At 72.8% G+C, this 25637-nt stretch carries 27 protein-coding genes and 2 pseudogenes; 12 read left to right on the forward strand and 17 right to left on the reverse strand.

Annotated features, from left to right (window positions below):
* Positions 1 to 336: 336 nt before the first annotated feature.
* Together A6A25_RS45710 and A6A25_RS23745 are read left to right on the forward strand one after the other, a co-directional pair.
* A pseudogene (locus A6A25_RS45710) lies at positions 337 to 687 on the forward strand (IS5/IS1182 family transposase); the annotation flags it as partial.
* 94 nt (positions 688 to 781) lie between these two features.
* On the forward strand, positions 782 to 1033 hold the full coding sequence (locus A6A25_RS23745; protein ID WP_073893552.1) for a hypothetical protein: 252 nt from the start codon (positions 782 to 784) through the stop codon (positions 1031 to 1033).
* A gap of 70 nt (positions 1034 to 1103) precedes the next feature.
* Here the strand turns inward: A6A25_RS23745 and A6A25_RS23750 are convergent, their stop codons facing one another.
* From A6A25_RS23750 to A6A25_RS23785, 8 genes are all read right to left on the reverse strand, one after another.
* Positions 1104 to 2276: a histidine kinase gene (locus A6A25_RS23750; protein WP_198932832.1), complete on the reverse strand. Its 1173-nt coding sequence runs from the start codon at positions 2274 to 2276 to the stop codon at positions 1104 to 1106.
* Positions 2273 to 3994, reverse strand: a complete 1722-nt coding sequence (locus tag A6A25_RS23755) for a sodium/solute symporter (RefSeq protein WP_073893384.1) — start codon at positions 3992 to 3994, stop codon at positions 2273 to 2275. Before A6A25_RS23755 ends, A6A25_RS23750 begins: the two co-directional genes overlap by 4 nt.
* On the reverse strand, positions 3991 to 4377 hold the full coding sequence (locus A6A25_RS23760; protein WP_073893386.1) for a DUF485 domain-containing protein: 387 nt from the start codon (positions 4375 to 4377) through the stop codon (positions 3991 to 3993). The genes A6A25_RS23755 and A6A25_RS23760 overlap by 4 nt, the downstream gene beginning before the upstream one ends.
* Positions 4374 to 5213 carry a LytR/AlgR family response regulator transcription factor gene (locus A6A25_RS23765; RefSeq protein WP_181320439.1) on the reverse strand — a complete coding sequence of 280 codons (840 nt, stop codon included), beginning with the start codon at positions 5211 to 5213 and terminating at the stop codon, positions 4374 to 4376. Before A6A25_RS23765 ends, A6A25_RS23760 begins: the two co-directional genes overlap by 4 nt.
* Before the next feature lie 36 nt (positions 5214 to 5249).
* The gene (locus tag A6A25_RS23770; RefSeq protein ID WP_073893389.1) at positions 5250 to 5558 is read right to left on the reverse strand and encodes a hypothetical protein; all 309 of its coding nucleotides are present in this window, start codon (positions 5556 to 5558) and stop codon (positions 5250 to 5252) included.
* Positions 5559 to 5839: 281 nt separating this feature from the next.
* On the reverse strand, positions 5840 to 8788 hold the full coding sequence (locus tag A6A25_RS23775; protein WP_073893391.1) for an AfsR/SARP family transcriptional regulator: 2949 nt from the start codon (positions 8786 to 8788) through the stop codon (positions 5840 to 5842).
* A 73-nt stretch (positions 8789 to 8861) separates the two neighbouring features.
* On the reverse strand, positions 8862 to 11345 hold the full coding sequence (locus tag A6A25_RS23780; protein WP_073893392.1) for a DEAD/DEAH box helicase: 2484 nt from the start codon (positions 11343 to 11345) through the stop codon (positions 8862 to 8864).
* A 228-nt stretch (positions 11346 to 11573) separates the two neighbouring features.
* Positions 11574 to 11867, reverse strand: a complete 294-nt coding sequence (locus A6A25_RS23785) for a hypothetical protein (RefSeq protein ID WP_073893394.1) — start codon at positions 11865 to 11867, stop codon at positions 11574 to 11576.
* Positions 11868 to 12136: 269 nt separating this feature from the next.
* Here A6A25_RS23785 and A6A25_RS23790 point away from each other — a divergent pair, with 269 nt between their 5' ends.
* The 4 genes and pseudogenes from A6A25_RS23790 (at position 12137) to A6A25_RS44870 (ending at position 14570) form a co-directional block, all read left to right on the forward strand.
* Positions 12137 to 12826, forward strand: a complete 690-nt coding sequence (locus A6A25_RS23790) for an energy-coupling factor ABC transporter permease (RefSeq protein WP_073893556.1) — start codon at positions 12137 to 12139, stop codon at positions 12824 to 12826.
* Positions 12823 to 13143 (forward strand): PDGLE domain-containing protein, encoded by a 321-nt coding sequence (locus A6A25_RS23795; protein WP_073893395.1) that lies wholly within the window; start codon positions 12823 to 12825, stop codon positions 13141 to 13143. Before A6A25_RS23790 ends, A6A25_RS23795 begins: the two co-directional genes overlap by 4 nt.
* An 89-nt stretch (positions 13144 to 13232) precedes the next feature.
* A pseudogene (locus tag A6A25_RS44865) lies at positions 13233 to 13730 on the forward strand (energy-coupling factor transporter transmembrane component T family protein); the annotation flags it as partial.
* A 63-nt stretch (positions 13731 to 13793) separates the two neighbouring features.
* Positions 13794 to 14570: an energy-coupling factor ABC transporter ATP-binding protein gene (locus tag A6A25_RS44870; RefSeq protein ID WP_073893558.1), complete on the forward strand. Its 777-nt coding sequence runs from the start codon at positions 13794 to 13796 to the stop codon at positions 14568 to 14570.
* A 25-nt stretch (positions 14571 to 14595) separates the two neighbouring features.
* Here A6A25_RS44870 and A6A25_RS23810 read toward each other — a convergent pair whose 3' ends face one another.
* The 4 genes from A6A25_RS23810 to A6A25_RS23825 all read right to left on the reverse strand — a co-directional run bounded on the left by A6A25_RS23810 (position 14596) and on the right by A6A25_RS23825 (position 18353).
* Entirely contained in the window at positions 14596 to 15720 is a 1125-nt protein-coding gene (locus tag A6A25_RS23810) for a lytic polysaccharide monooxygenase (protein ID WP_241828878.1), read from the reverse strand.
* Positions 15721 to 15860: 140 nt separating this feature from the next.
* Positions 15861 to 17153, reverse strand: a complete 1293-nt coding sequence (locus tag A6A25_RS23815; RefSeq protein ID WP_073893398.1) for an MFS transporter — start codon at positions 17151 to 17153, stop codon at positions 15861 to 15863.
* Positions 17154 to 17265: 112 nt separating this feature from the next.
* Positions 17266 to 17685 carry an SRPBCC family protein gene (locus A6A25_RS23820; RefSeq protein WP_073893400.1) on the reverse strand — a complete coding sequence of 140 codons (420 nt, stop codon included), beginning with the start codon at positions 17683 to 17685 and terminating at the stop codon, positions 17266 to 17268.
* Between the two features lie 65 nt (positions 17686 to 17750).
* Positions 17751 to 18353, reverse strand: coding sequence for a uridine kinase family protein (locus A6A25_RS23825; protein WP_241828879.1), 603 nt, complete (start codon positions 18351 to 18353; stop codon positions 17751 to 17753).
* A gap of 156 nt (positions 18354 to 18509) precedes the next feature.
* Here A6A25_RS23825 and A6A25_RS23830 point away from each other — a divergent pair, with 156 nt between their 5' ends.
* The 5 genes from A6A25_RS23830 to A6A25_RS23850 are packed head-to-tail and all read left to right on the forward strand — an operon-like array spanning position 18510 to position 21633.
* On the forward strand, positions 18510 to 18974 hold the full coding sequence (locus A6A25_RS23830; RefSeq protein WP_143193357.1) for a hypothetical protein: 465 nt from the start codon (positions 18510 to 18512) through the stop codon (positions 18972 to 18974).
* Complete coding sequence (locus A6A25_RS46425) at positions 18971 to 20173, forward strand: PPE domain-containing protein (protein WP_073893404.1); 1203 nt, start codon at positions 18971 to 18973, stop codon at positions 20171 to 20173. The genes A6A25_RS23830 and A6A25_RS46425 overlap by 4 nt, the downstream gene beginning before the upstream one ends.
* The gene (locus tag A6A25_RS23840) at positions 20170 to 20436 is read left to right on the forward strand and encodes a WXG100 family type VII secretion target (protein ID WP_073893406.1); all 267 of its coding nucleotides are present in this window, start codon (positions 20170 to 20172) and stop codon (positions 20434 to 20436) included. Before A6A25_RS46425 ends, A6A25_RS23840 begins: the two co-directional genes overlap by 4 nt.
* Entirely contained in the window at positions 20429 to 21067 is a 639-nt protein-coding gene (locus A6A25_RS23845; RefSeq protein WP_073893407.1) for a hypothetical protein, read from the forward strand. The genes A6A25_RS23840 and A6A25_RS23845 overlap by 8 nt, the downstream gene beginning before the upstream one ends.
* Before the next feature lie 11 nt (positions 21068 to 21078).
* The gene (locus A6A25_RS23850; protein WP_073893409.1) at positions 21079 to 21633 is read left to right on the forward strand and encodes a hypothetical protein; all 555 of its coding nucleotides are present in this window, start codon (positions 21079 to 21081) and stop codon (positions 21631 to 21633) included.
* Here A6A25_RS23850 and A6A25_RS23855 read toward each other — a convergent pair.
* Positions 21560 to 22336, reverse strand: a complete 777-nt coding sequence (locus tag A6A25_RS23855) for a helix-turn-helix transcriptional regulator (RefSeq protein WP_073893410.1) — start codon at positions 22334 to 22336, stop codon at positions 21560 to 21562. The two genes, A6A25_RS23850 and A6A25_RS23855, sit on opposite strands and share 74 nt — an antisense overlap.
* 54 nt (positions 22337 to 22390) lie before the next feature.
* Here A6A25_RS23855 and A6A25_RS23860 point away from each other — a divergent pair, with 54 nt between their 5' ends.
* Complete coding sequence (locus tag A6A25_RS23860; protein WP_073893412.1) at positions 22391 to 23158, forward strand: ESX secretion-associated protein EspG; 768 nt, start codon at positions 22391 to 22393, stop codon at positions 23156 to 23158.
* A 110-nt stretch (positions 23159 to 23268) separates the two neighbouring features.
* On the opposite strand, the gene A6A25_RS23865 is transcribed toward A6A25_RS23860, so the two are convergent.
* The 4 genes from A6A25_RS23865 to A6A25_RS23880 are packed head-to-tail and all read right to left on the reverse strand — an operon-like array spanning position 23269 to position 25569.
* Entirely contained in the window at positions 23269 to 23523 is a 255-nt protein-coding gene (locus A6A25_RS23865) for a hypothetical protein (protein ID WP_073893413.1), read from the reverse strand.
* Positions 23511 to 23786, reverse strand: coding sequence for a YbaB/EbfC family DNA-binding protein (locus tag A6A25_RS23870; RefSeq protein ID WP_241828880.1), 276 nt, complete (start codon positions 23784 to 23786; stop codon positions 23511 to 23513). The genes A6A25_RS23865 and A6A25_RS23870 overlap by 13 nt, the downstream gene beginning before the upstream one ends.
* Positions 23783 to 24802 (reverse strand): CHAP domain-containing protein, encoded by a 1020-nt coding sequence (locus A6A25_RS23875; protein WP_073893415.1) that lies wholly within the window; start codon positions 24800 to 24802, stop codon positions 23783 to 23785. The genes A6A25_RS23870 and A6A25_RS23875 overlap by 4 nt, the downstream gene beginning before the upstream one ends.
* Complete coding sequence (locus A6A25_RS23880; protein WP_073893417.1) at positions 24802 to 25569, reverse strand: transglycosylase SLT domain-containing protein; 768 nt, start codon at positions 25567 to 25569, stop codon at positions 24802 to 24804. The genes A6A25_RS23875 and A6A25_RS23880 overlap by 1 nt, the downstream gene beginning before the upstream one ends.
* Positions 25570 to 25637 lie beyond the last annotated feature (68 nt).

A 25637-nucleotide genomic window follows, 5' to 3' on the forward strand; every position in this document is an offset into this window, starting at 1 on the left:
AACGGCGGTGTCCGCGTGACGCTGTACCACTCCCGTTCGTCGCGCGTTCCCTTACCAGGGAGCGCCGGTGTTCCTAGCGTGATGGGCATCACGACGTCCTGGGCGGAGGACCTGATGACCAACTACGTACGACCAGCGCAGCCGTTCGGCCGGACGGTGGGCGCGGAGATCGCCCGCCAGGCACAACAGCACGCACATCCCGCGGTCGCACCCAGGCGCACCGACGACGCCGCCCTGGCCATGTTGCTGCGCGCCCGCCAGCGCGGCGACGCCCAGCGGCAGGAGCCGTGGGTGCGCCGGGCGCCGGAGGCCCCACCCCGCCCGCCGCACGCCGACGTGATCGAGCAACTGGCCGTGCGCCTGGTGCCGCCGTCGCTGTGGGCGGTGGTCGAGCCGCTGCTGCCGCCCGCGAAGGTGCGCAGGCAGGGCGGTGGTCGCGGCCGGGTGTCCGACCGGGCCATCTTCACCGCGATCGTGTTCGTCCTGACCAGCGGTTGCGCGTGGCGGCACCTGCCGCCGACGTTCGGCGTGACCGTGCCGACCGTGCACCGCCGGTTCCAGGAGTGGACCGAGGCCGGGCTGTGGCCGCGGCTGCGGCGGGTCGCGGTGGACGGCGCGATGGGCGACGCCGAGTGGCTGCGGCTGGTGCTGGAAGCGGCGGAACGACGCGGCGCGCGCGCCGTGAGCTGAACGAACGGGGAACGACGGTGGCAACGCGGACGTCCCACGACTGTGAACCGGGACGTCCGCTGGGCCGTTCGTCCCACTGGAGGTGTTCGTCATGAAGGAGCTGTCCAGACGCGAGGTCGCGCTGTTGAAGGCGACCGCCGCGAACCGGGTCGACCTGACCCGCAGCGCCGAACCGGACGTGCGGGTGGACGGTCTGCCGTTCTGCGACCCGACCACGGCCCGTGCGCTGGTGCACGCGGGGCTGATCGAGGCGTCGACCCCGGTCGCGCCGGGCGACCACGCACCCGCCCGCCTCACCGCCGCCGGCGTCGCGGCCCTGGGGTTGGCGGTCCTCGCGGCCTGACCGGTCGGCGTCCCCCGAGCGCCATCCGGTCGCGGTCGCCGTGCCTGCTCCGACGGCGGTGCCGGCCCCGCTAGGCGTGCACGCCCGCCTGGTACTTCGGCACCCGAACGCTGATCTTCGTGCCGAGCCCCTGGGCCGTCTCCACGACCAGGCCGTAGTCGTCGCCGTAGCACCGCCGCAGGCGCTCGTCGATGTTCCCCAGCCCTATCCCGGCCGTCTCGCCCACCTGACCCGCCAACGTGCGGCGCAGCGCGTCCGGGTCCATGCCGATGCCGTCGTCCTCGATGGTGATGTGCGCTTCCTCGCCCGCGTCCGCCGCCAGGATCGAGATGTGGCCTGGCCCCACCTTGCCCTCCATGCCGTGCCGCACGGCGTTCTCCACCAACGGCTGCAGGCACAGGAACGGCACGGTCACCGGCAGCACCTCGGGCGCGATCTGCAACGTCACCTTGAGCCGTTCGCCGAACCGGGCCCGTTCCAGCGCCAGGTACTGGTCGATCGACTTCAGCTCCTCCGACAGCGTGGTGAAGTCACCGGCCCGGCGGAACGAGTAGCGGGTGAAGTCGGCGAAGTCCAGCAACAGCGTGCGAGCGCGCTCCGGGTCCGTGCGCACGTAAGACGCGATGGCGGACAACGAGTTGTAGATGAAGTGCGGCGAGATCTGCGCCCGCAGCGCCCGCACCTCCGCCTCCACCAGCCGGGTCCGCGACCGGTCCAGCTCGGCCAGTTCGAGCTGGCCCGACGCCCACCTGGCCACCTCGTTGGTCGCCCGCACCAACCCCGCCGACGCCTCCCGGCTGTACGCGGCGAGCACACCGACCACCCGCCCCTCCACGGTCAGCGGCGCGAGGACGGCCGTGTGCACGGGGCAGTCGGGCGCGGAGCACGTGATGTCGAACGCCCGCGTGCGACCGGTGGCGAACACGTCGGCGGCCAGGTCCATCGCCTCCGCCGCGTGGTGCTCGCCGTCGCCCTCCCACGCCACGACCTCGGTCTCGTCGGTCAGCGCGAGCGCGGGCGTGCCCAGCAGCGTCCGCAGGTGCTTGGCCGACTTCTTCGCCGCCTCCGGCACCAGCCCGGCGCGCAACGGGGGAGCGGCGGACCACGCGGTGTGCAGCGTCTCGAACGTGATCCGCTGCTCGTGGGTCAGGAAGTCGTTGCGGGTGCGGGACGTCCACCACAGCGTGATCACCACGGCCAGGCCGACGACCAGGATCGCGCCCGCCGTCCACAGCGCGGTCACAACCGGTCCTGACTGCGCAGACCCAGGTTCTCCGGCGCGTGCAAGCGCACCATGACGTGGTTCACCCCCGGAGGCACCTTGCGCGGCGTCAGCAGCGACACCACGTACATCACGACGAAACCCAACGGCACGGTCCACGCGGCGGGCCGGGCCAGGAACACGTGGTACCACGCGCCGTCACCGCGGGCGCTGATCGTGACCAGACCGGCGACCAGTGCGGGCAGGCCGCCCGCGACCATCCCGGCCACCGCGCCGACCGTGGTGATGCGCGTGCTCCAGATGCCCAGCACCAGCAGCGGGCACAGCGACGACGCGGCCACCGCGAACGCCAGGCCCACCATGTCCGCCACCGGCACCTTGCCCACCAGCCACGTCATGCCCAGCGGCACCAGCACGGCCAGCACCGTCGACACCCGGAACCCGCGCACGCCCCGCAACCGCAGCACGTCCCGGCTCAGCACGCCCGCCAGCGACACCATCAACCCCGACGACGTCGACAGGAAGGCGGCGAACGCCCCGCCGGCCACCAGCGCGCCCAGCAGCTGCCCGCCCAACCCGTCGATCATCCGGCTCGGCAGCACCAGCACCACCGCGTCCGTGTCACCGGTCATCAGCAGCTCGGGCGTGTACAGCCGGCCGAGCGCGCCGTAGATCGGCGGCATCAGGTAGAACACGCCCAGCAGCCCCAGCACGATCAACGTGGTCCGGCGCGCCGCCCGGCCGTTCGGGTTGGTGTAGAAGCGCACGATCACGTGCGGCAGGCCCATTGTGCCCAGGAACGTGGCGATGATCAGCGAGTACACCGCGTACAGCGGGAACCTCTCGCCGCCGCGCATCGGCAGCGCCCACACGTCGTTGGTGTTGGACGGGATCGACCGCACGTGCGGCACGGGCGCGCCCTCGGGGAACGTCAGCCGCGTGCCGGCGGCCACCGAGTGCCTGCCCGCGGCCAGCTGCCCGCCGCCGTCGACCCGCTCGCCGTCCACGCGGCCGGTGCCGGTGTAGGGCGTGGCGCGGGAGGCGTCGAACGTCGTGTCGGTGTCGAACGTGACCGTGGTCTGCTTCGGGAACTCGGGGAACTGCGGCCCGGTCAGGTCACGGGCGCCGTGCGCGTGCCAGGCCATGATCAGGAAGACCACCGGCACCGCGATCGCGGTCAGCTTGAGCCAGTACTGGAACGCCTGCACGAACGTGATGCTGCGCATCCCGCCGGAGATCACGTTCGTCGTCACGACCACCGCGACCACCAGCGCGCCCACCCAGTCCGGGGCACCCGTCACCGTGTGCAGGGTCAGCCCGGCGCCCTGCAGCTGCGGCAGCAGGTACAGCCACCCGATGCCCAGCGCGAACACGCTCGCCACCGCGCGCACCGCCGGTGACGCGAACCGCGCCTCGGCGAAGTCGGGCAGCGTGTACGCGCCGCTGCGGCGCAGGGGAGCGGCGACCAGCGCGAGCAGCACCAGGTAGCCCGCGGTGTAACCGACGGGGAACCACAGCATGTCCGGCCCGTGCGCGAAGATCAGCCCGGCGATGCCGACGAACGAGGCGGCGGACAGGTACTCGCCGCCGATGGCCGAGGCGTTCCACCACGGCGAGACCGTGCGCGAGGCGACGAAGAAGTCCGACGTCGTCCGCGAGATCCGCAGCCCGTACGTGCCGACCAACATCGTCCCGACCGCCACGACCAGCACCGCGACGATGCCGTACCCACTGCTCACGAACGCTCCACGAGTTCGGCGAACTCGCGCTCGCTGCGCTCGGCCTGGCGCACGTAGAACCAGCCCGCGAGCACGAACACCGGGAACACCAGGAAGCCCAGCAGCAGCCAGGCCAGCGGCAGGCCCAGCAGCCGTTGCGCGGCGACACCGGGTGCGAACGTGAAGACCAGGGGCAGCGCCGCGACGCTCCCGCACACGACCGCGCACAGCAGCAGCCCGAGCCGCCGCTGGGTGCGGATCAGGGAGCGCATGTAGACGGCGCCCAGCTCGCTCTGCTCGTCGATCTCCCGTGACGCGGGGTACGGGCGGGGGGCGCGCGGCGCGCGGGTGCGCGGGCTCGTCACCACGACCCGCTGGGTGGGCGGTCGCTGCGGCGAGGTCACGACGGCTGCCGGTTGCGGCGCACCAGCAGCTGCCGGAGGTGGCGGGCGTGCCGCCGGCTGACCGGCAGCACCGCGCCGCCGATGTTCACGCTCAGGTGGCCGTCCTCCAGCCGCAGCTCGTCGATGTGGCCGAGCGAGACGAGGTGGCTGCGGTGGATGCGCACGAACCCGGCCGAGCGCCACCGCTCCTCCAGCCCGTTGAGCGCGGCGCGGACCAGGCCGCTCCCGGTGGCCGTGTGCAGCCGGGCGTAGTCGCCGTGCGCTTCCACGTACCGGATGTCGGCCAATCGGATGAACCGGGTGATACCACCCAGTTCCACCGGAATGACTTCGTCACCCACATCGGGTGTTTTCTCGGCCGGTGCGGCGGCGGCCGGTTCCGGCGTCTTGGAATCGAGCACTTCGTGCACGATCCGGTGCACGGACTCGGCCAACCGTTCCGCCCGGACCGGCTTGAGCAGGTAATCGAGCGCTTTCAGCTCGAATGCCTCGACCGCGGGTTCCTGGTGCGCGGTGACGAAAACAATGCGCGGCGGCTGGGCGAACCGGGACAGCACCCGGGCCAGGTCCAGCCCGTCCAGGCCGGGCATGCGGATGTCCAGGAAGACGGCGTCGACCGGCTGGCCCGCGTCCATGGCGCGGTGCAGCGTCCGCAGTGCCTTGGTGGCGTCCGTCACGGCCTCGACGTGGGCGACGCGCGGGTCCGAGCGCAGCAGGTAGACGAGGTCTTCCAGGGCGGGGGCCTCGTCGTCCACGGCGAGCACCCTGAGTGTTCGTTCAAGCGCCCCACGGCGCTCCGGGCCCTCGCAGAGAGGGCAGGGAAGTCCTGAGGTCATGGAGTTCCAATGCGGTGTGGTCGGCAGCGTCGGCGATTAGACCACCGGACGCCTATCCTCACCCTTCGGGGTGGCCAAGGGCAATGACCGGCGCGCGGCCTGGGCGTCACCGAGCGTCATCTCCAGCTCGAGGAACGCTTCCTCGGCCCGCCGTGCGGCCAGCGAAACCGAGGCCGCCGCCGCGCTGCCGACCAGCCGGCGGGTCGGCTCGCGCAGCCCGCGCACCACGTCCGACCACTCGTTGGCCAGCCGCGCCAACTCCGTCAGCGCGCAGACCAATTCGGCGGGAGTGCGCGGCGTCGGCTCCACGATCCGCGACAGATCCACGTGCGGATCGGATTCCATGACATCCCCCACCAGATGAGCCGCCGATGTATCGAAACCCGATGCTCTCGTTCACCGACCACGCGGTCAACGACCCGGAGGAGTGGTCTCAATTGGCCCCCGAAACCCGCGAGTCGAACGCTCAGGTCCCGCGTGTCGAACCTCCAGGACCCCTGGGTTCAACACTCGCGTCGGCGAACCGGTCGGGACGGGGTGCCCGAGCGTTGAATTCGGGGGTCCTGAGCGTTCGACACGCGGGCGCTGAGCGTCCGACACGCGGGACCTGAAGGTTCGACACGCGGTCAGGTCAGGGTGGTGAGGGCGGTGGCGGTGGCGGTGGCGCAGTCGTTGAAGCCGCTGCGGGTGGCCAGGTCGTGGCCGACGCGGGCGTGGCGGAGGGCTTCGGCGCGGCGGCCGTCGGCGGCCAGGGCGTGGATCAGGTGGACGTGCGAGCGGGCGACGCCGTAGCGGTAGTCCGACGACGTGGCCAGTTCCAGCGCGCGCAGGTGGGCGGCCACGGCGCGGGCCGGTTTGCCCAGGTGGCGCAGGACCAGGCCGAGCGCGTTGTGCACCTCGGACTCGATGCGCGGGCTGCCGCCCAGCTCCTGCACCAGCGCCAACGAGCGCTGCGCCGTCCGCAACGCCTCCGCGTGCCCACCGCCCAGGCACAGCGCCGTCGCCAGGTGCGCCATCGCCTCCGCCCGCGCGTGCCGCGCCCCCGTCCGGTGCCACGCCGCCAACGCCTCCCGCAGCAGCTCCACGGCCCGCCCGTGGTCACCGTCCGCCGTCAGGCACCGCCCGAGCAGCGCCGCGCACGCCGCCTCCAGGTTCGCCCCGTCGGCCGCACGCGCCAGCTCCAGCCCTTCGGCCAGCAGCGACCGGGCCGGCTCCAGCTCGCCCCGCATCATCCGCAACGCGCCGAGCCCCGCCAACGCCCCGATCCGCACGTGCGGCCCGGCCCACTCCTCCGCGCTCAACGCCATCAGCCGCTCGAACGAGGCGAACGCCGCCGGGAACTCGCCCAGCTCCAGGTGCACCACCCCGTCCAGCCCGGCGTGCAGCCACACCGTCCGCCCGGACGGCCGCGCCGACCGCAGGTAGCGCTGGGCCGCACGCAGGTTGCCCAGGTTGCGGTGCTCGGCCGCGAGCCACACCAGCATCAACGTCTCCGCGTCGTGGTCGCCCGCCGCCCGCGCCGCACCCAGGGCCGCGTCGATGGCGTGCACGAACTCGACGTGGTGCCCGTGCGAGCCGAAGTACCCGCCGACCGCGTCGATCAGCCGCCACGCCAGCGGCAGCGGCCCGTGCGCGGCGCAGTGCTCGGTCGCCGCCAGCACGCTGGGCCGTTCCGCCTCCAGCCACGCCCTGGCCGCGTCCGGGTCCAGCCGCGGCGGCCCGGACGCGCCCAGCTCCGGGTACAGCACGTCGCCGACCTCGACCGCCGTGCGCAGGTACCAGTCGAACAGCCGCCGCCGCGCCGCGTCGAGGTCCTCGCCCGCCGCCGCCGCGCGGTCGGCCGCGTAGTCGTGCAGCAGGTCGTGCAGCGCGAACCGGTCCGCACCCACCCGCTGCACGAGGTGCGCCGACGCCAGGTCCTCCAGCAGCCCGCGCGCCACGTCCTCCGGCGCGTCCAGCAGCGCCGCCGCACCGGCCACGCTGAAGTCCGGCCCCGGCAGCAGCCCGGCCAGCCGGAACAGCCGCGCCGCCTCCGGCGTCAACGCCGCGTACGACAGGTCGAACGCCCGCCGCACCGCCGCCGTGTCGTCGTTGTCCACCGCCAACACGGCCAACCGGTCACCGCCGCGCAGCTCCTCCACGTACGACGCGACGTCAACGTGCGACGAGCCGACCAGGTTCCCCAACGCGATCCGCAGCGCCAGCGGCAGGTACCCGCACAGCCGGGCCAGCTCGCCGAGCGCGTCGAACTGCGTCACGGCCGCCTCCGACCCCAGCGACCGGGCGAGCAGCTTCCACGCCTCGTCGCCGCGCAGCACGTCCAGCCGCACCGTCGCGGCCCCCAGCCGCAGCTCGTTGCGGCTGGTGACGAGCACCGAGCAGCCGGGGTCGCCGGGCAGCAGCGGCAGCACCTGGTCCACCGACGCGGCGTTGTCCAGCGTGATCAGCACCCGCCGGCCGCGCAGCCGGGCCTGGTAGCCGCGGACCAGCTCCTGGGTGTCCACCGGGATGTGGTCGGCCCGCACGCCCATCGCCCGCAGGAACCGCGCCAGCACGGCGGACGTCGGCAGCGGCGGCGACGTGGAGTGCCCGCGCAGGTTCACGTACAGCTGGCCGTCGGGGTAGCGGTCGCGCACCGCGTGCGCCACCGAGATGGCGAACGCGGTCTTGCCCACCCCCGGCGGCCCGCACACCACCACGGTCGCCGTGCCCCGCGTCAACAGGTCCGTCACCCGGCCCAGCTCCGCGCCGCGGCCCACGAAGTTGCCCACCGGCGCGGGCAGCTGCGACACCGGTGCCCACGTGTTCGCGGCGGGCTGGTGCAGCGCCGGGTCGCCGGTGAGGATCGCGTGGTGCACCGCGCGCAGCGCGTCGCTGGGGTCCACGCCCAGCTCCCGTGCCAACGCCGTGGACGCCTGCCGGTACGCGTCCAGCGCGTCGGCCTGCCGGTCCACCCGGTACAGCGCCACCATCAGCTGCGACCAGAACCGCTCGCGCAGCGGGTGCTGCGCGGTGAGCCGGCGCAGGTCCGCGATCACCTCGTCGCACCGGTCCAGCCTCAGCTTCACGTCCGTCAGCTCGGAGATCACCCGCAGCCGCTGCTCGGCGAGGTTCGGCACCTCCGTCTCGTGCAGCGACTCGGACGGCACGTCGGCCAGCGGCGGACCGTGCCAGCACGACAGCGCCCGCTCGTAGGCCTCGGCGGAGGCGGTGAAGTCCTCGGCGGCGGCCAGCTTCGCGCCCTCCTCGGCCGCCGCCTCGAACCGGTGCAGGTCCAGCGCGGCGGGCGGAACGTCGATCCGGTAGCCGGTCGGGGTGGTGTGGATCAGCGGCGGTTCGCCGAGCGCGCGCCGCAACCGCATCACGTACACGGGAAGCGTTTGCGCGGCGCGGTCCGGCGGCGTGTCGCCCCACACCCGGCGGATCAGGTCGCTCGCGGGCACCGAGCGGTTCGCGTCCAGCAGCAGGGTCGTCAGGACGATGCGGTGCTTGGCGGCGGTGACGGGGACCGAGCGGCCGTTCCGGCGTACCACGAGGGCCCCCAGCACGCCGAACTCGTCCTGCGACAGGGTCAACCGCCTCCGCTCTGTCCCGACGTTGACATGCTCGTACCCCGGTCAGGACCGGAGTACCACCGGATGGACCCCGCTACAGCGGGCCGACTTCGGTGATCCGTATGGCGGCGGTGCCGATCTCGTCCGACTCGGCCAGGTCGACCTCGGCGGTGAAGCCCCAGTCGTGGTCCTTCGCCGGGTCGTCCAGGACCTGCCGGACCCGCCACAGCCCCGGTTCCTCGGTGATCACCAGCAGTGCCGGCCCGCGTGCGTCCGGCCCCATGCCGATCTCGTCGTGCTCCTCGAAGTACGGCTCCAGCGCGTCCTGCCAGTCCTCGGCGGACCAGCCCGCGTCGCCGTCGAGCTGACCCAGCTCGTAGTAGTTGCGCCGCGCCGCCAGTTCGACCCGCCGGAACAACGCGTTGCGCACCAGCACCCGGAACGCGCGCACGTTGCCGGTGACGGCCGGTGGCGTGTCGTCGATGGACGCTTCCGCGGCGTCGTCGGTGGGGTTGCGCAGCTTCTCCCACTCGTCCAGCAGGCTGGAGTCGACCTGGCGGACCAGCTCGCCCAACCACTCCTGCAGGTCGCTGAGCTCCTCGGTCTTGGCGTCCTCCGGCACGGTCTGCCGCAGCGCCTTGTACGCGTCGGCCAGGTACCGCAGCACCAGGCCTTCCGAGCGGGCCAGCTGGTAGTGGGAGACGTACTCGGCGAACGTCATCGCCCGCTCGAACATGTCCCGCACCACGGACTTCGGCGACAGGTGGTGGTCGGCGACCCACGGGTGCCCGCGCCGGTAGGTGGTGAACGCGGCCTCCAGCAGCTCGGCGAGCGGCTTCGGGTAGGTCACCTCCTCCAGCAGCTCCATCCGCTGGTCGTACTCGATGCCCTCGGACTTCATCGCGCCGATGGCCTCGCCGCGCGCCTTGTGCTCCTGCGCGGACAGCACCTGGCGCGGGTCGTCCAAAGTGGACTCGACCACGGACAGCACGTCCAGCGCGTAGGACGGCGACTCGCGGTCCAGCAGCTCGATCGCGGCCAGCGCGAACGGCGACAGCGGCTGGTTGAGCGCGAAGTTCACCTGCAGGTCGACGGTGAGCCGGATCTCGCCGCCCTGCCGCTCCACCACGCCCGCCGCCAGCAGCCCCCGGTACATCTGGATGGCCCGCAGGATGTGCTTGCGCTGCGCGGGCCGGTCCTCGTGGTTGTCCTCCAGCAGGTGCCGCATCGCGGCGAACGCGTCACCGGGCCTGCCGATGACGTTGAGCAGCATGGCGTGGCTGACCTGGAAGCTCGACGTCAACGGTTCCGGCTCGGCGTTCTTGAGCCGTTCGAAGGTCTGGTCGCTCCACGACACGAAGCCCTCGGGCGCCTTCTTGCGCACGACCTTGCGCCGCTTCTTCGGGTCGTCGCCCGCCTTGGCCAGCGCCTTCTCGTTCTCCACCACGTGGTCGGGCGCCTGCACGACGACCGTGCCGACGGTGTCGTAGCCCGCGCGACCCGCCCGTCCCGCGATCTGGTGGAACTCGCGCGCCTTCAGGTGGCGGGTGCGCTGGCCGTCGTACTTCGACAGGGCGGTGAACACGACCGTGCGGATGGGCACGTTGATGCCCACGCCGAGGGTGTCCGTGCCGCAGATGACCTTGAGCAGGCCGGCCTGGGCCAGCTGCTCCACCAAGCGCCGGTACTTCGGCAACATGCCCGCGTGATGCACACCGATACCGTGCCGGACCAGGCGGGACAGTGTCTTGCCAAATCCGGACGTGAATCGGAACCGGCCGATCATGGCCGCGATGGCGTCCTTCTCGGCGCGGGTGGCGACGTTCACGCTCATCAGCGACTGGGCGCGTTCCAGGGCGGAGGCCTGGGTGAAGTGCACGACGTAGACCGGGGCTTCGCGGCCGTGCAGGAGCTCTTCGATCGTCTCGTGCAGCGGGGTGGTGACGTACTGGAAGTTCAGCGGCACGGGGCGTTCGGCGGAACGCACCACGCTCGTCGTGCGGCCGGTGCGGCGGGTCAGGTCCTTCTCGAAGAACGTGACGTCGCCCAGGGTCGCCGACATCAGCAGGAACTGGGCCTGCGGCAGCTCGATGAGCGGCACCTGCCACGCCCAGCCGCGGTCGGGCTCGGAGTAGAAGTGGAACTCGTCCATGACGACCTGGCCGACTTCGGCCTGCGTGCCGTCGCGCAGCGCGATGTTGGCCAGGATCTCGGCGGTGCAGCAGATGATCGGCGCGGTCTCGTTGACGCTGGCGTCACCGGTCATCATGCCGACGTTCTCCGCGCCGAACGTCTCGATCAGGGCGAAGAACTTCTCCGACACCAGGGCCTTGATGGGCGCGGTGTAGAAGGTGCGCCTGCCCTCGGCCATGGCGGCGAAGTGCGCGCCGATGGCGACCAGCGACTTGCCCGAGCCGGTGGGCGTGCTGAGGATGACGTTCGAGCCGGAGACGATTTCGATCAACGCCTCCTGCTGCGCCGGGTACAGCGACAGCCCCCGGTCCTGCGCCCACTCGGCGAAGGTGTCGTAGAGGACGTCGGGGTCGGGGGTGGCCGGCAGGCGGTCGGTGAGAGTCATCGCGGGCTGAGCATAGTGGCAACGCCCCGCGACCAGCGCCTGCCCGATCCCCGCTGGTCAGGAGGGTCACCGCGGCATCGGCAGGTCGACCGGGCCGATCACCCCGCGGTCCCGGCGGCTCCGCGCGGGTGACCCGGCCGACCAGCCGACGGCCGCGGCCGGTCCTCGACCCCGATCCGGGGCCCGGCCGTCACGGGTTCGAACCGGCCGCCGCCGGCACGGCGTCCGTCAGCCGCCGTCCACGAGCCGCCCCTCTGTCATCGCCGCGTGCTCGCACGCTGTGTACGCGTAGTAGCGCCACACGCCCTGCGCCTTGAGCTCCTCGGCGCACTGTTCGAGCTCGTTGTGGGAGCCCGTGACGCACGCCTGCTCCATCTCGTAGGTGACGTCGTAGCCCTTTTCCTCCAGGTAGCCCTTGCAGGCCTCGACCGTCGCGTGCGCCGGGCCCGCCGTCACGACGGGCAGCGCGACGGCGGCGAACGCCAGGGCGGTGGCCGAGGCGATGCGGGTGATGTGCGACATGGTGGGGTCCTCTCCGGTAGTTCCGAACCTGTCGCCCAGTGGATGAGCGGGAACGACGGCGGGGACAGGCCAAGTCACCTCGGTGGGCGTCCCCCACCCCCTTCACCTGGCCGGAGGACCGGCAACCGTGGCCGACGCCGGTCCACCGGGCCGATTCACCCAGCGCGACCACCGCGGGACGCCTCCGCGAGGTTCACCCGGTGGTGTGATCGGAATCGTTGTTGCAGTGCGCTGGCCATTGCGGACTACTTGCAACTAGCGTGGTGCGCGTGTCCGAACCGGTGGCAATGCACATGAGCGACGGCCTGCTGAACGCCCCGACCTCGCTGCTGTTCGTCGCGGTGGCCGTGGCGGGCGTCGGCGTGGCACTGGCCAAGGCGCGCGGCGACCTCGACGACCGGACCGCGCCGATGGCGGGCCTGGTGGCGGCGTTCGTGTTCGCCGCCCAGATGCTGAACTTCCCGGTGCTGCCCGGTGTGAGCGGGCACCTGCTCGGCGGCGCCCTCGCCGCCATCCTGGTCGGGCCGTGGGTCGGCGCGCTGTGCGTGACGATCGTGCTGGTCGTCCAGTCCCTGTTCTTCGCCGACGGCGGTGTCACCGCGCTCGGCGCGAACGTCACCAACATGGCGCTGGTCGGCACGGCGGTCGGCTACCTGACCGCGGTGGCGCTGCGCAGGCTCGCCGCGCGCAACAAGGGCGGCCTGGCCGTGGTCGCGTTCGTGTCCGCGCTGGTCAACACGGTGCTCGCGTCGTTCGGCTTCGTGGTGGAGTACGCCATCGGCGGCCAGGGCGGTGTCGCGTTCGGCACGGTCGCCGCCGCGGTGCTCGGCGTGCACGTGCTGATCGGCATCGGCGAGGGCCTGATCACCGCGGTCACCGTGACGGCGGTCGCGGCGGCCCGGCCCGACCTGGTGTACCTGCTGCGCGGCGTGCCGCAGAAGCTGGAGTTGAGGGCGTGAAGCGCTTCTTCCTGGGGTTCGCGGTGGTCAGCCTGCTGCTGGCCGGTGTGGTGTCCTACTTCGCCGACTCGAACCCGGACGGGCTGGACCACGTCACCGAGGAGCACGGCATCGCCGAGCACGCGCGGGAGCACCCGCTGGGCGAGTGGCCGCTGGCCGACTACGCGCTGGGCGGTGACGACCGGTTCACCGGGCTCGCGGGCGTCCTCGGCGTGGTGCTCACGCTGGCCGTCGCGGGCGGGCTGTTCTGGCTGCTGCGCAAGCGCCCCGACGCGCGGGCCGACGTGAAGTCCGACGTGAAGTCCGACGTGGGGTGAGCGCGGGCCACGGTTTCCTGCACCGGCCGGGCGACTCGCCGGTGCACCGCCTCGCGCCCCAGACGAAGATCGTCGCCACGGTGGTGGCGGTGCTGTGCGTGGTGGCCACACCGCGCGAGGCGTTCTGGGCGTTCGGCGCTTACCTGCTCGTGCTGACCTCCGTCTGGGCGGTGGCCCGCGTCCCGGTGCGGTGGTTCGCCGCGCGGTCGGTGATCGAGCTGCCGTTCGTGCTGCTGGCCGTGCTGCTGCCGTTCACCGGCGGTGGCGACCGGGTGGACGTGCTGGGCGTGTCCGTCTCGGAGGAGGGCGCGCTGGCCGGCTGGAACATCCTGGCCAAGGGCACGCTCGGCCTGCTGACGTCGCTGACGCTGGCCGCCACCACCGCGCCGCAGGACCTGCTGCTCGGGCTGCAGCGGCTGCGGATGCCGTCGGTGCTGGTCACCATCGCGACGCTGATGCTGCGCTACGCCGAGGTGATCGTCGGCGAGGCCAGGCGGATGCGGGTGGCCCGGATCTCCCGCGGTGACGACCCGCGGCTGTTCTGGCAGCTCGGCGCGACCGCGCGCGGTGTCGGCAGCCTGTTCATCCGGTCCTACGAACGCGGCGAGAGGGTGCACCTGGCGATGGTGTCGCGAGGCTGGACGGGCCGGATGCCCGACGGCGCCGGTGGCGGTGCGGCCGTCGAGCCGCAGCGGTCCGCGCCCGCGTTGGTGGTGGAGCGGCTGGCGTACGCCTACCCGGACGGCCACCAGGCCCTCTACGGGGTGAACCTGAGGGTCGAACGCGGTGAGCGCGTCGCCGTGCTGGGACCCAACGGCGCGGGCAAGACGACGTTCGTGCTGCACCTCAACGGCGTGCTCGGCGGTGGTTCGGGCCGGGTCGAGGTGGCCGGGCTGCCGGTGGAGAAGGCGAACCTCAAGGAGATCCGGCGCCGGGTCGGCGTGGTCTTCCAGGACCCCGACGACCAGCTGTTCCTGCCCACCGCGCGGCAGGACGTGGCGTTCGGCCCGGCGAACTTCGGGCTGCGCGGCGCGGAGCTGGGCGAGCGGGTGGACCGGGCGCTGGCCGCGGTCGGCATGGCGGAGTTCGCGGACCGGTCGCCGCTGCACCTGTCCGGCGGTCAGCGCCGCCGCGTCGCGCTGGCCACCGTGCTGGCCTGCGACCCGGAGATCCTGGTGCTCGACGAGCCCTCGGCGAACCTGGAACCGGTGGCCCGCCGAGAGCTGGCCGAGGTGTTGCTGGGCTTGGACCGGACCATGCTGATGGTCACCCACGACCTGCCCTACGCGTTGCAGTTGTGCCCCCGCAGCGTGCTGATCGACGGCGGTGTCGTGGTGGCCGACGGACCGACGCGGGAGCTCCTGGCCGACACCGGGCTGCTCGCCCGGCACCGGCTGGAGCTCCCGTTCGGGTTCCGCCTGGAGTGATCTCCCGAATCAGCCCGACAGGGGGCTACGGGCTGGTGCAGGACACGGTCGGCAACGAGTTCGCCCCGGAGTAGTTGGCGGTGAAGCCGAACTTCACCGACGCCTCCGGCGCCACCGAACCGTTCCACGCCGCGTTCTTGACGATCACCTGCTGGCCGGAGCCGGAGTTGACGCCGCTCCACAGGCTGTTGATGGCCTGGTTGCCGCCCCACGTCCACGTGGCGGTCCAGCCGTTGTACGTGCTCTTGCTGTGGTTCATGATCTCGACCTCGCCCTGGAAGCCGCCCGACCACGCGCTGGTGATCTTGTAGATCGCCATGCAGTTCGCGTCACCCGGCTGGGTGGGCGTCGTGGTCGTGGTGCTGGTCGGGGTCGTGGTGGTGGTGCTGGTCGACGTGGAGGTCGTCGTCGTGGTCGTGGTGGTCGTCGTGCCGCCACCGTTGCCGACGCCGGTCTCCTGGCCGTTGCCGCCGTCGAACACGACGTCGGAGCAGTTGTAGAACGTCTCCGCGCTGTCCGAGCGGGTCCACACCGAGTAGACGATGTGGCGGCCCGACTTGCCCGAGGGCAGCTTCGCGTTCCAGTAGTACTTGCCGTCGACGGTGCCCACCGCGCCGCTGTCCGGCGGGTTCGTCACGCTGTCGAACGGCGTGCTCTCCAGGTCGCTCCACGCCAGCGGCCGGGTCGGGCTCCAGCTGTCCTTGGTGATGTACAGGTCGAACCGGCCGGGGTGCGCGGCCCACTTGTTGTAGGTGATGTTGAACGTCGCACCGGCGGTGAGGTGGGTCACCGGGTAGTCGTTGCGGGCGATGTCGAACCCGGAGAACGTCGGGTTGCCGCCGCTGCACAGCTTGCCGTCGGGGATGAAGCCGCTCATGCGGCCGGCGCCGTCGGACCGCAGCACACCGAACCAGTTGTACAGCGCGTTGGTGCCGCCCGCGGACACCGCGGCGGCGCAGGCCGGGTTCTGGGGCCGGATGTCGCCCTGCGGGGACAGGCCGTCCTTCCAGCACATGAAGGTCCGGCTGCCCGGCGTCATCATCGCGCCGTGCGCGGACGCAGCGGTGGGGCCGACCACATTCACGAGCGTCGCGATCAGCAAACCTGCCGCACCGGCCGAGGCCAGCGCGATCCATCGTCGGGCCGTCACGTCGTTCACCTCCTCGTTGAGGTTCTGGGAGCGCTCCCAGGAACTGGGACGACTGTAACCGTGCCTCCCTCATCTGTGAATGGGCGATTACGCAGTGCATCTCAGCGGCGCAGCGCGTGCCGCCCTACGGACGCGTCCGGCTACACCCGGACGACGGCACGCCGCCTCGGGCGTTTCGCGGGGCGCACTGGGCCGTGCGGGTGACCGGCGGGCGGCGCCGGGTGGTGCGGCCGGCGCAGCACGCGGTGCGCCAACGCGGTCCGGCGGTGCGGCGGCGCGGCCAGCACCGAGGCGGCGAACACGGTCACCATCAGCGTCAACGCGCCCGCGAGCACCAGCGCCTCCGGCGCGCCGACGTGCTCGCACAGCCAGCCGAGCAGTGGTGCGCCCACCGCGCCCGCCGCGGCACCGACGGCCGAGTTGACCGCCAGCAACCGTCCGCGCATGCCGTCCGCGGTGTCGAGCTGGATCCGCGTGCTCATGGTGGTGTCGATGACGACCGCGCCCGCCGCGATCGGCAGCAGCACGACGGCGAACCCGAGCATGCCCGGCACCAGCCCGCTGGTCACCTGGAGCAGGCTGGTCGCGCAGGCGACCACGAGCAGCAGCCGCACGGTCAGCGCCTTGCGCGCCGCCGCGGCCAGGCCGCCCAGCACGGTGCCGATCGCGAACACCGTCGACAGCACCCCGTACACGGTCGCGTCCGGGCTCATCGCGGCCATCGTGACCTGGTAGTTGCGGCCCAGGCTGGACAGCGTGAAACCGAGCGCGAACAGCAGGATCAGCCGCCCGCTGGCCGCGACGTACCGCAGGCCGGCGGCCACGCCGACCCGGTCGACCGGGCTGCGCTCCAACGGGTGCAGCTCGTCGCGGCGGATCAGGAGCACCGCGGCGATGACGGCCAGGAAGCTCACCGAGTTGATCAGGAACAGGGCGGGCGAGCCGAGCGCGGCAGCGAGCACCGCGGCGCTGCTCATGCCCAGGATGCGGCCGGTGGAGCTGAGCACCGAACCGAGCGCGACCGCGTTGCCCAGGTCTTCCCGGGACACCACCTGCCCGCCGAACCGGCCCAGCGCGGGACCGTCGAACACGGTCACCAGACCGGAGGCGAACGTCAGCGCGAACAACACCGTGATCGGCGCGCCCTGCCACACCACCAGCGCCAGCAGCGCGGCCAGCACGGCGTGCAGCGCCTGGCAGGTGAGGATGATCCGGCGCACCGGCAGCCGGTCGGCCAGCGAACCCGCCCACGGACCCAGCAGCACGGACGGCAGCGTGCCCATCAGCACGGAGAGGCCGACCGAGGTGGCCGAGCCGGTGCTCTCCAGCACGACCCAGTTGAGACCGATCAACTGCATCCACGAGCCGGTCACCGAGATCAGGTCGGCGAAGGCCCAGCGACGGTAGTTGCGGCCGCGCAGAGCGCGGAACATCGAAGCTCCTTGAAGACGATCCGGGGCCTCGACGTGCAGACGTGCCCAGGTGAACGGCGTTCACACTAGGTGTCGCTTTTTCGGGTTCAAACCTGATGATCAGTGAAAACAGTCACGTAACGCTCTGCGTCGCCAGCGCCGCGAGCCGGTCCAGCGCCTGCACGAGGTGCTCGTCGGTGATCTCGTGCGCCTCGCCGCCGAGCGCCGCCTGGTGCTCGCCGCCGACGTCCAGGTGCAGCACCACGCGGCTGCGGCCGGGGCCTTCGTCGTCCACCTGGAGCCACCCCGAGTAGCCGCCACCCTCCAGGTCGCCCCACTCCAGCCTGCGCTGCTCGGCGTCCGCGGCCAGGTATCCCTCGGCCTCGTCGATCTCGTCGCCCATCGAGACCCGGCCGGTGACGCGTTCCGGGCCGCTCGGCTCGACCTGCAGCCCGTCGGGCAGCCACGCCTCCATCGCGGACACGTCCCGGGCCAGGTCGAACACCACCCGCGCGTCGACCGGGATCCTCTGCTCGTGCTCGTACTCAGCCATGCCGGCAGCAGTACCCCCGGCACGTCCGGGCTACACCGCCGCGTGCTCCATGCCCCCGATCGTGGCTAGTGCCGCGAGGCGCCCTGCCGAGCGCCGGAAGACGCGGTGAAGGTCGCCGGTCGCGGCACTACCGCCACGTGGTGCGGTCGGACCGGGCGCATGCCCGCGTCCACGCAGCGGCGCACCACGCCGGGGTGCTCGCGCAGCAGTCGCAGGCCGCGGCGGGCCAGCAGCGGCACCGGTTTGCGGGCCTCGGCAACGTCCCGGGCGAACCGGCGGGCGAACGTGACCAGGGCGTTCGGGGCGAGCACGATCGCGTCCGCCAGTACACCCGCCTCGCGGCAGCCCGCCACCAGCCGGTCCGCGAACAGGCCCTCGGCGATGAACAGGCCCGGCGCGGTCACCGTGCGGCAGCCGACCCGCCGGTCCTCCCCGAGTTCGTAGACGGGCGCCTCGACCGTGCCGGTGGTGGCGAGCTCGACCACGGCGGCGAGGGCGTCGGCGGTGTTCCAGGAGCCTTCGGCGTCCCAGTCCGGGCGGCCGGACTCGTCCCGGGGGAGCAGCGGGTCGTCGCCCTCGCGGTAGAAGTCGTCCAGGCGCAGCACGGGCAGGCCGAGGTGGGCGGCGAGGGTGGACTTGCCCGAGCCGGAGGGTCCGGCGAGCAACACGGCGCGCGCGTGAACGGCAGGTGACGGCACGGGTGACGATTTTCGCACAGACCCCGCCCGGAACCGGCACCGCGGCCTTGTCCGACCGTGCACCGACGCTGCTCCCGCTGTGCACCCGGTCTGGTCACCCGCGCGCGGGCACACCACCATGTGTCCATGGTCGTCAGGGTGCGTGGCGTCGAGCACGCCAAGCAGATGCGCGAAGAGCTGCGCGAGGACGAGCGCGGTTCGCGCGCCGTAGCGCTGCCGGAGGTGTCCGCGCCGACCGGTGCGGGTGCGGCGGGCGTGGTCGCCGAGGGCGGTGACCGCATCGAGCTGGACCTGTCCTCCTTCGGCACGGCGGTCGCGGACCTGGACCGGCTGCACGGGGTGCTGACCGAGTTGCTGAGCCGCGCCGAGCGGGAGATGGAGCAGCCCCTCGGTGACGGCAAGGGCCCCGTCGCGCGCAACATGCGGCAGGCGTTCGGGCTGCGCGGCAGCGACCTCGGCGGCGGCGTGCGCGCCGCGCTGCGGTCCTACCTGGCCGAGCTGACCGAGCTGCGCGAGGCGTTGCAGCAGGTGGGCGTGACGCAGCAGGCGCAGGACCGCCACATCGCCGAGGCACTGGGGCGGCTGCGGTGACCGAGCGCGAGCGCAAGGGCGGGTACTGGTCGGACTTCCACGACCACTCGCCGGCCACCCGTCGGCGCAACGAGAAGCGCCTCAGGCAGCGCCGGGAGAACCGGAAGCCGGAGAACTTCGGCAAGATCAACTGGCGGGCGTACACGCACCGGCAGCTCTGGGACATGGTCAAGTCGGCGGACGCCGCGCAGATGGCCACCCGCACCTACGAGTGGAAGCGGCTGGCCGAGGACGTCGACCAGGCCACCTCGGAAGTGCGCAAGATCGTGCAGAACCTCGCGCTGTCGTGGCGCGGGCCGTCCGCGGTGGCGGCGTCCGAGTCGGTGACGCGGCTCACCCAGTGGGGCGCGGACGCGTCGCGGCGCGCGTTCCAGGTGGGCGGCGGCCTCGACGGCTACGCCGCGGCGGTGGCCGAGGCGGCCCAGGCGATCCCCGAGCCGGTGCACCCGGACGCCGAGAAGTGGTTCCGCCAGGGCTACGACGTGACCGCGCTCGACGGGCCCCAGGGCTCCTACATGCTCGACCAGCTCCTGGACGACCACAAGCCGTCCAAGGAGGAGCAGCGGGAGGCGATGGACCGGGCGGTGCGGGTGATGGAGCAGTACGAGGCCGCCGCCCACGGCATCGGCCGTGAGCTGCCGGTGTTCGAACAGGCCCCGGTGGTGACGAACCGGGACGCGGAGCAGTGGACGCCCGGCGTGCCGCTGCCGTGGCACGGTCCGACGCCCACACCGCCGGTGTGGGAGCGCCCCGGTCCGACCGGACCCGCGGACCGGCCGCCGCACGAGGTCGGCACGCGCCCGGAAGGCACGACGACCGCGGCCTCCGTCGGCGGACCGGCCCTCGGCGGACCCGGTTTCCCGGGCGCGGGCGGTCCCGGCGGGTTCGGTGGCGCGAACCCCGGCTTCGGCTCGTTCGGCCCGCACGCGGGCGGCACCGGTGGCACCGGCGGCGGCGGTCTGGGCGGGTTCGGCCCGGGCGGCTCGTCCGGCGTGCTCGGCGCGGTGCCGGGTGGTGCGGCGGCCCGCGGCGGCGTCGGACCGGTCGTCGGCGCGGGCGGACCGCAGGGCTTCGGCATGTACCCGCCGATGGCGCCCGGCAACCGCGAGGAGGACGCCGAGCACCGCAACCGCTACGACCAAGGCCTCGACCTGCTCGACGACCTGCCGCCCGCGTTCCCGCCGGTGCTCGGCGAATGAGCGACGGCTACCAGGTCGACCCGGAGGCGCTGACCGCGTTCGCCGGTCGGTTGGACGAGGCGGCCGACGAGGTGCGCGCCGCCGCGTCCACCCTGGCGGAGCCGCCGGGCGACCTGGGTCCGGAGGGCGTGACCGAGGCGGTCGAGCAGCTGGCCGCCGAGTGGGCGGGGGTGCTGCGCGGCGTGGAGCTGGCCGCGATGGCGGACTCGGTGCGCACGGCGGGTGAGACCTATCGGCAGGCCGACGAGCTGCGCCATGACTGACTACCGGGGTCTCGGCTTCGATCCCGCGCCGGGTCACGCGGGCGCGGTGGCGGCGGCGAGCGAGCGGTTCTCGGTCGCCTTCACGGTCACCGGGACGCCCCCGGAGCAGTGGACGGGTGCGGCGGCGGACGGGTTCAGGACGCGGTTGGAGGCGGTGGTGTCGGAGCTGACGGCGGTGCGGCGCGCGATGCGGGCGGCGGCCGAGGTGCTCGACGGCTGGGCCACCACGCTGCTGGGCAACCAGCGGCGTGCGGAGGAGCTGGACCGGCGGGCGCTGGCGTTGCGGCGCGCGCTCGCCGAGGCGTCCGACGAGGTCGACCGGACCGGTGCGATGGCCGCGTTCACCGCCGCCGACGGCGCGGCGCACGACCGTGCCGTGGCGCGGCACGACGAGCTGCGGCGGCAACTGGACGACGTGCTGGACGAGGCCCGGTTGCTGGAGCGCGACCACCGCGCGGAGGCCAGGCGGGTCGCCGAACGGCTCCGCGCCGAAGAGCCGTCGACGGCCATCGCGGACACGCTGACCGGCTTCTCCTCGATCACCGCCGAACTGGCGTCCGTGCTGCTCGGCCCACCTCGACCGGCGTCCACCAGGGGCGCGGCGGCGGCGTTCCGGGCGGGCCTGGGGTGAGACTCGCTCCCGTGCCAGGGGTGACCCCGGTGGAATTAAGCACTCCCGAACGCACCGCGGCGGCACTGCTGGCCGTGCTGCGCCGGCTCAAGGGCACCCGCGACCCCGGCCTGGAGGTGTCCGCCACGCAGGCCGCCGAACTCGCGCACCGGCACGGCGCGGGCCTGCTGGCCGTGGTCGAGCACCGGGACGCGGACCCGGCGCTGCTGATGGCGGGCGTGGTGGCCGTCGACCGGCCGACCGACCCCGGCGAACTGGGCTTCCACCTCGACGGGCCGGCGATCCGCGAGGTCACCCGCGGTGAGACGGCGACCGGCTACCCGGTGGTGATCGTGGAACGCATCCCGGTGACCGGACCGGGCGCCCAGCTGCAGGTCGTGGTGACCGACCCGGACCACCCGCGGATCGCCGTGTTCACGCTGCACTCGCCGACCGGGCGCGGCTGGCTGGAGGTGGCGGGCATCGCGGGCCGGTTCGTCTCGGGCGTCGAGTTCAGCGGTTACGGAACTCGCTCGGTGTCTGCCCGACCACCTGGCGGAACGTCCGGGAGAAGTGCGCGGCGCTGACGAAACCGCAGTCCTTGGCGATCTCGCCGATGCCGCGCGCGGCCTTCGCCGGGTCGGCCAGCAACGCCCTGGCCCGGTCGATGCGCAGGCCGCGGATGCGCTCGGACACGCCCTGCCCGTCGTCGAAGAGCTGGTAGAGGCGTCGGCGGGAGATGAACAGCGCCTCGGCGACCCGGTCCGCGCTCAGGGTCGGGTCCGCCAGGTGCTCGCGCATGTAGTCCAACGCCTCGCGCCGCCGTGCGACCAGGGAGTCCACGCGTTCCAGCTCGGCGCGCAACGCGCTGCGCAGCACCAGTTCGGCCAGGCCGAGCAGGTGGTGGGACAAGCCGTGCGGGTCGAGGGCGTGCGCGGCGGCGAGCACGTGCGCGACCGCGGCGGAGAACACGGCGTGCAGCGCGGCGTCGACCGGGACCGGTTGGAACATCAGCGGTTTCAGCTCGTCGAAGCCGACGGTGAGCCGTGCCTCGGCGACGGTCAGCATCACCACGTCGGGCAGGACGTGCAGCGCGCAATCGGGAAACCGAAGCGCGGTGCCGTTGCCGGGCACGCCGGGCGCGACCGCGCAGCCGACCAGCAACTGGATGTGCTCGGGGGTCGTCGTGCCGGTCGCACCACCGCTGAGCGCTGCTTTGGCCGCCGCCGCGCCGGAAGCCCGCACAGTCAGGAACCCGCCGGCGACGTCCACGTCGAGCAGCGTAGCCACCGGTGTTGCCCAACCGGCCGCGCGAGACGCCGCCGGCCGCTACCTTCTGGGCCCATGGCGCGACGTTCGGCGACCGCGGTCGTCCTGTCCCACCTGGAGTTCGACCTGCTGTGGGTGGACTTGGGCGCGGGTGAGCCGCCCTACCCCCTCGAAGTGCCGTCGCACGGCGAGACGATGGACGACCGGGACGCCCTGGGCTCGGAGGTCCTGCGCACGTTGACCGAGGCGGGACTGGCCGACGGCGAGGACGTCTCACCGGAGCTGGAGGACATGTTCACCCTGCTCGCGCACGGCGAGGTCTCGGTGGACGCGCTCGTCTTCCGGCCGCACCCGTGGCGCGTGCTGGCCACCTCCCGCGGCAGGCAGGGCGTGCTGGCCGTGCTGAACGACCGCGAGGTGGCGCTGGAGCCCGTCACCGACCTGACGGCCGCGATCACGCGGGTCATCGGCGACGCGCCCGCGGGCCCCGGCGAGCAGGTGCGGATGCCCAGGCCCGTGTTCTCCGCCGCGATGGACGCCTACGCCCAAGCCGGCCACGCAGCGCTCGAACGGACCCTGGCCCAGGCGGGCATCACCGGCCGTGCCACCCGGTCGATCACCACCCTGGTCGACTCGCCGCGCAAGTCGACCGGTCAACTGGCCGCCACCGGTCCGGCTGGCCGTTCCCGCGTGCTGAGCTGGACCGAGACCGCCGCCGGCCGCTACGCCCTGACCACCGAGCAGGCCCCGGACACGGAGTGGGTCCACCTCTCCCCGGCCGACACCCCGTGGCTGACCCGCCACCTGACCACCCTGCTCACCCAAGCCCGCACCCGACCGTAGAACTCACGGGTCCTGAACGTAGGACACACGCGTTCCGAACGTAGGACACACGCGAGAGTCGTACGTTCAGGTCCCGCGTGTCCTACGTTCAGGACCCCCGAGTTCAACGCTCAGGACGTCAGCAGGTGCGGCGGGACGACGTCGGCGAGGATCGCCATGCCCTCGGCCACGGCCGCCGCGGCGGCTTCGTCGGCCAACTCCCGGATCACACCGGCCAGCTCGGCGGGCCGCAGGGCCAGCGCCTCCCGCGTGAACGACAGGTCCACGGGCTTGCCGTGCAGGTCCACCACCACCGTTACGCCCCGACCGGAAGCCTCGCACCGGACGGCGTCCAACCGCTCACCGAGCCCCATCACACCCGCCACGTCTCGGGAGTCGTGTCCTCCACCGACTCCGCCATCCGACTCGCCACCGCCAGCCCGAGCCCGCTGACGTCACCCACCGCGCGCTGCACGCGCGCGTTCGCCCGTGCCGTCGCCGTGTCGACCAGCCCCAGGATCGCGCGCGCCAACCCGGACTGCCCCAACCGCAACGACCGCGCGTCCAGCACCAGGTCCCGCAACCCGCCGCCGGGACCCACCTCCACCACGATCCCCGTGTCCGGGTCGTGCGCGTTGCCCGTGATCACGGGTGCACCCCTCCGTAGAACGTCGCCGAGCTGAGCCGGTGCGTGTTGCGCCGCACGCTGTCACCCGAGTTGCCCTCGATCAGCGTCACGGTCCCGCCGGACACCTTCTCCACGATCCCGATGTGCGTGCTGGTCGCCGGGCTGCTCGGCCCGCTCCCGAACAGCAGCACGTCACCCGGCTTCACCGCGCTGAGCGACGTGTACGCCTTCCCGTGCCGCTGCCCCCACCGGAACACGTCGCCGGTGAACGGCAGGATCGGGATGTCCACCCCGGCCTTGCGCCACATCGCCGTGGCGAACGACGAGCACCACGCCGCCGTCGGCCCGTACGGGTTGCGGTTGCTGCCCGGCGGGTTCTCCCGGGTGCCCAGCTCACGCCGTGCCGCGGAGATGATCGTCCGCGAACGGCCACGCGCACGGGCGCCGGACGGTTTCGTGCGGCCACGGGTGCGCTCGGCCCGGCCGTCCGCGACGCCGTCGTGCTCGACCTCCTTCTCCAACGCCCGCAGCTTGCGCGCGGCGTCCTCCAACTCGCCCCGCACGTGCCGGACGGTCGCGGTGGTCTCCTTGGTGTACTTGGGCTCCAGGTCCGCCGCCTGCGCCACGGCCTTGAGCAGCGCGGCCTGCGTGCCGACGGCCTTGCCCGCGTCCAGCAGCCGGGTCGCCTGGTCGAGGTACTCGTCGACGGCCTGCCGAGCCCGCGCGTGCCCGGTCGTCAACGCGCTCGTGACACCGGCGACGATCTTCTCCGCGTCACGGGCGGCGTCGGCGGTGACCCGCAGCTGCCTGCCGAGTCGGCTCGAACGCTTCTCGAAACCCTCGGAGTTACCGCCCTTCCAGTGCTCCAGCACCGTCTTGGCGGCCTTGCGCTGGTCCTCGTGCCGATCGGTGAGGCCGGCCGCGGTCTGGTGCAGCGCGTACTGCACCTTCACCGCGTCCTCGGCCTTGCCCGCCAACGAGTTCCGGTGGCCGATCATGCTCTCGGCGAAGTGCCGGGCCATCTCGCGGCTGTCCATCAGCCTTCCCCTCCGCCGCTGATGACCCGGCCGCCGCGCAGCGACCCGGCGATGTCGTCGTCCTGCTCCTTGTACGCACGGACGGAACGGCTCGCGGACGTGGCCAGCGCGTCGGTGTTGTGCGCGACCGCCTTGACCTGCTTGCGCAGCGCCGCGCCGAAGTTGTCCAACGCCTCGGCGAACCCGGACTGCTTGCCGATGCGCCCGAAGCTGTCGTCGGCGATCTCCCGCACCTCGCGCACGTGCCGCCGGCCCAGCGCGGTGAGGTCGTCGGCCGAGTCGCGGGTCCGCCGGGCGTAGTCACGCAGCACGCCGATGTCCACGGAGAACCCGCCGCCTCCGGAGCCGCCACGTGGACCGCCGCCGGAACCGCCACCGCCGCCTGAGCCGCCGCCGCGCTTCATCGCCTCGACACCCCGCCGCGCCTCGTCCAGGTGACGCTTGTACGCGCCGCTCGTGTACGTGGTCCACGGCGTCCACGACCGACCGTCACCGGAGATCTTGTTCGCCGCACGGGCGTTCTCCGCCGGGTCGAACAGCTCGCGGTTCGACTCCAGCCCGAACTCGCGGCGCCGCGCCGGACCCAGCGAGCCCAGCATGTTGATCTGCCACAGCCCGTAGGAGTTGTCCGGCGGGGTGGCGTTGTGCGCACGGGGGTCGCCGCCGGACTCGGCCAGCGCGACCGCCACCGCGATCGTCAGGTCCTGCCCGCGGAACCCCGCGTCATGGGCGTGCCGGGCGATCTGCTCCGGACTCAACTTGCTCATGGGCGATACCCTGCACCGGCGGTGACCTGCGACGGAACCGCCGTTGCACGCTCGGACAGCGGCTGTGC

The sequence above is a fragment of the Saccharothrix sp. CB00851 genome, assembly GCF_001905065.1.
Taxonomy (GTDB): Bacteria; Actinomycetota; Actinomycetes; order Mycobacteriales; family Pseudonocardiaceae; genus Actinosynnema.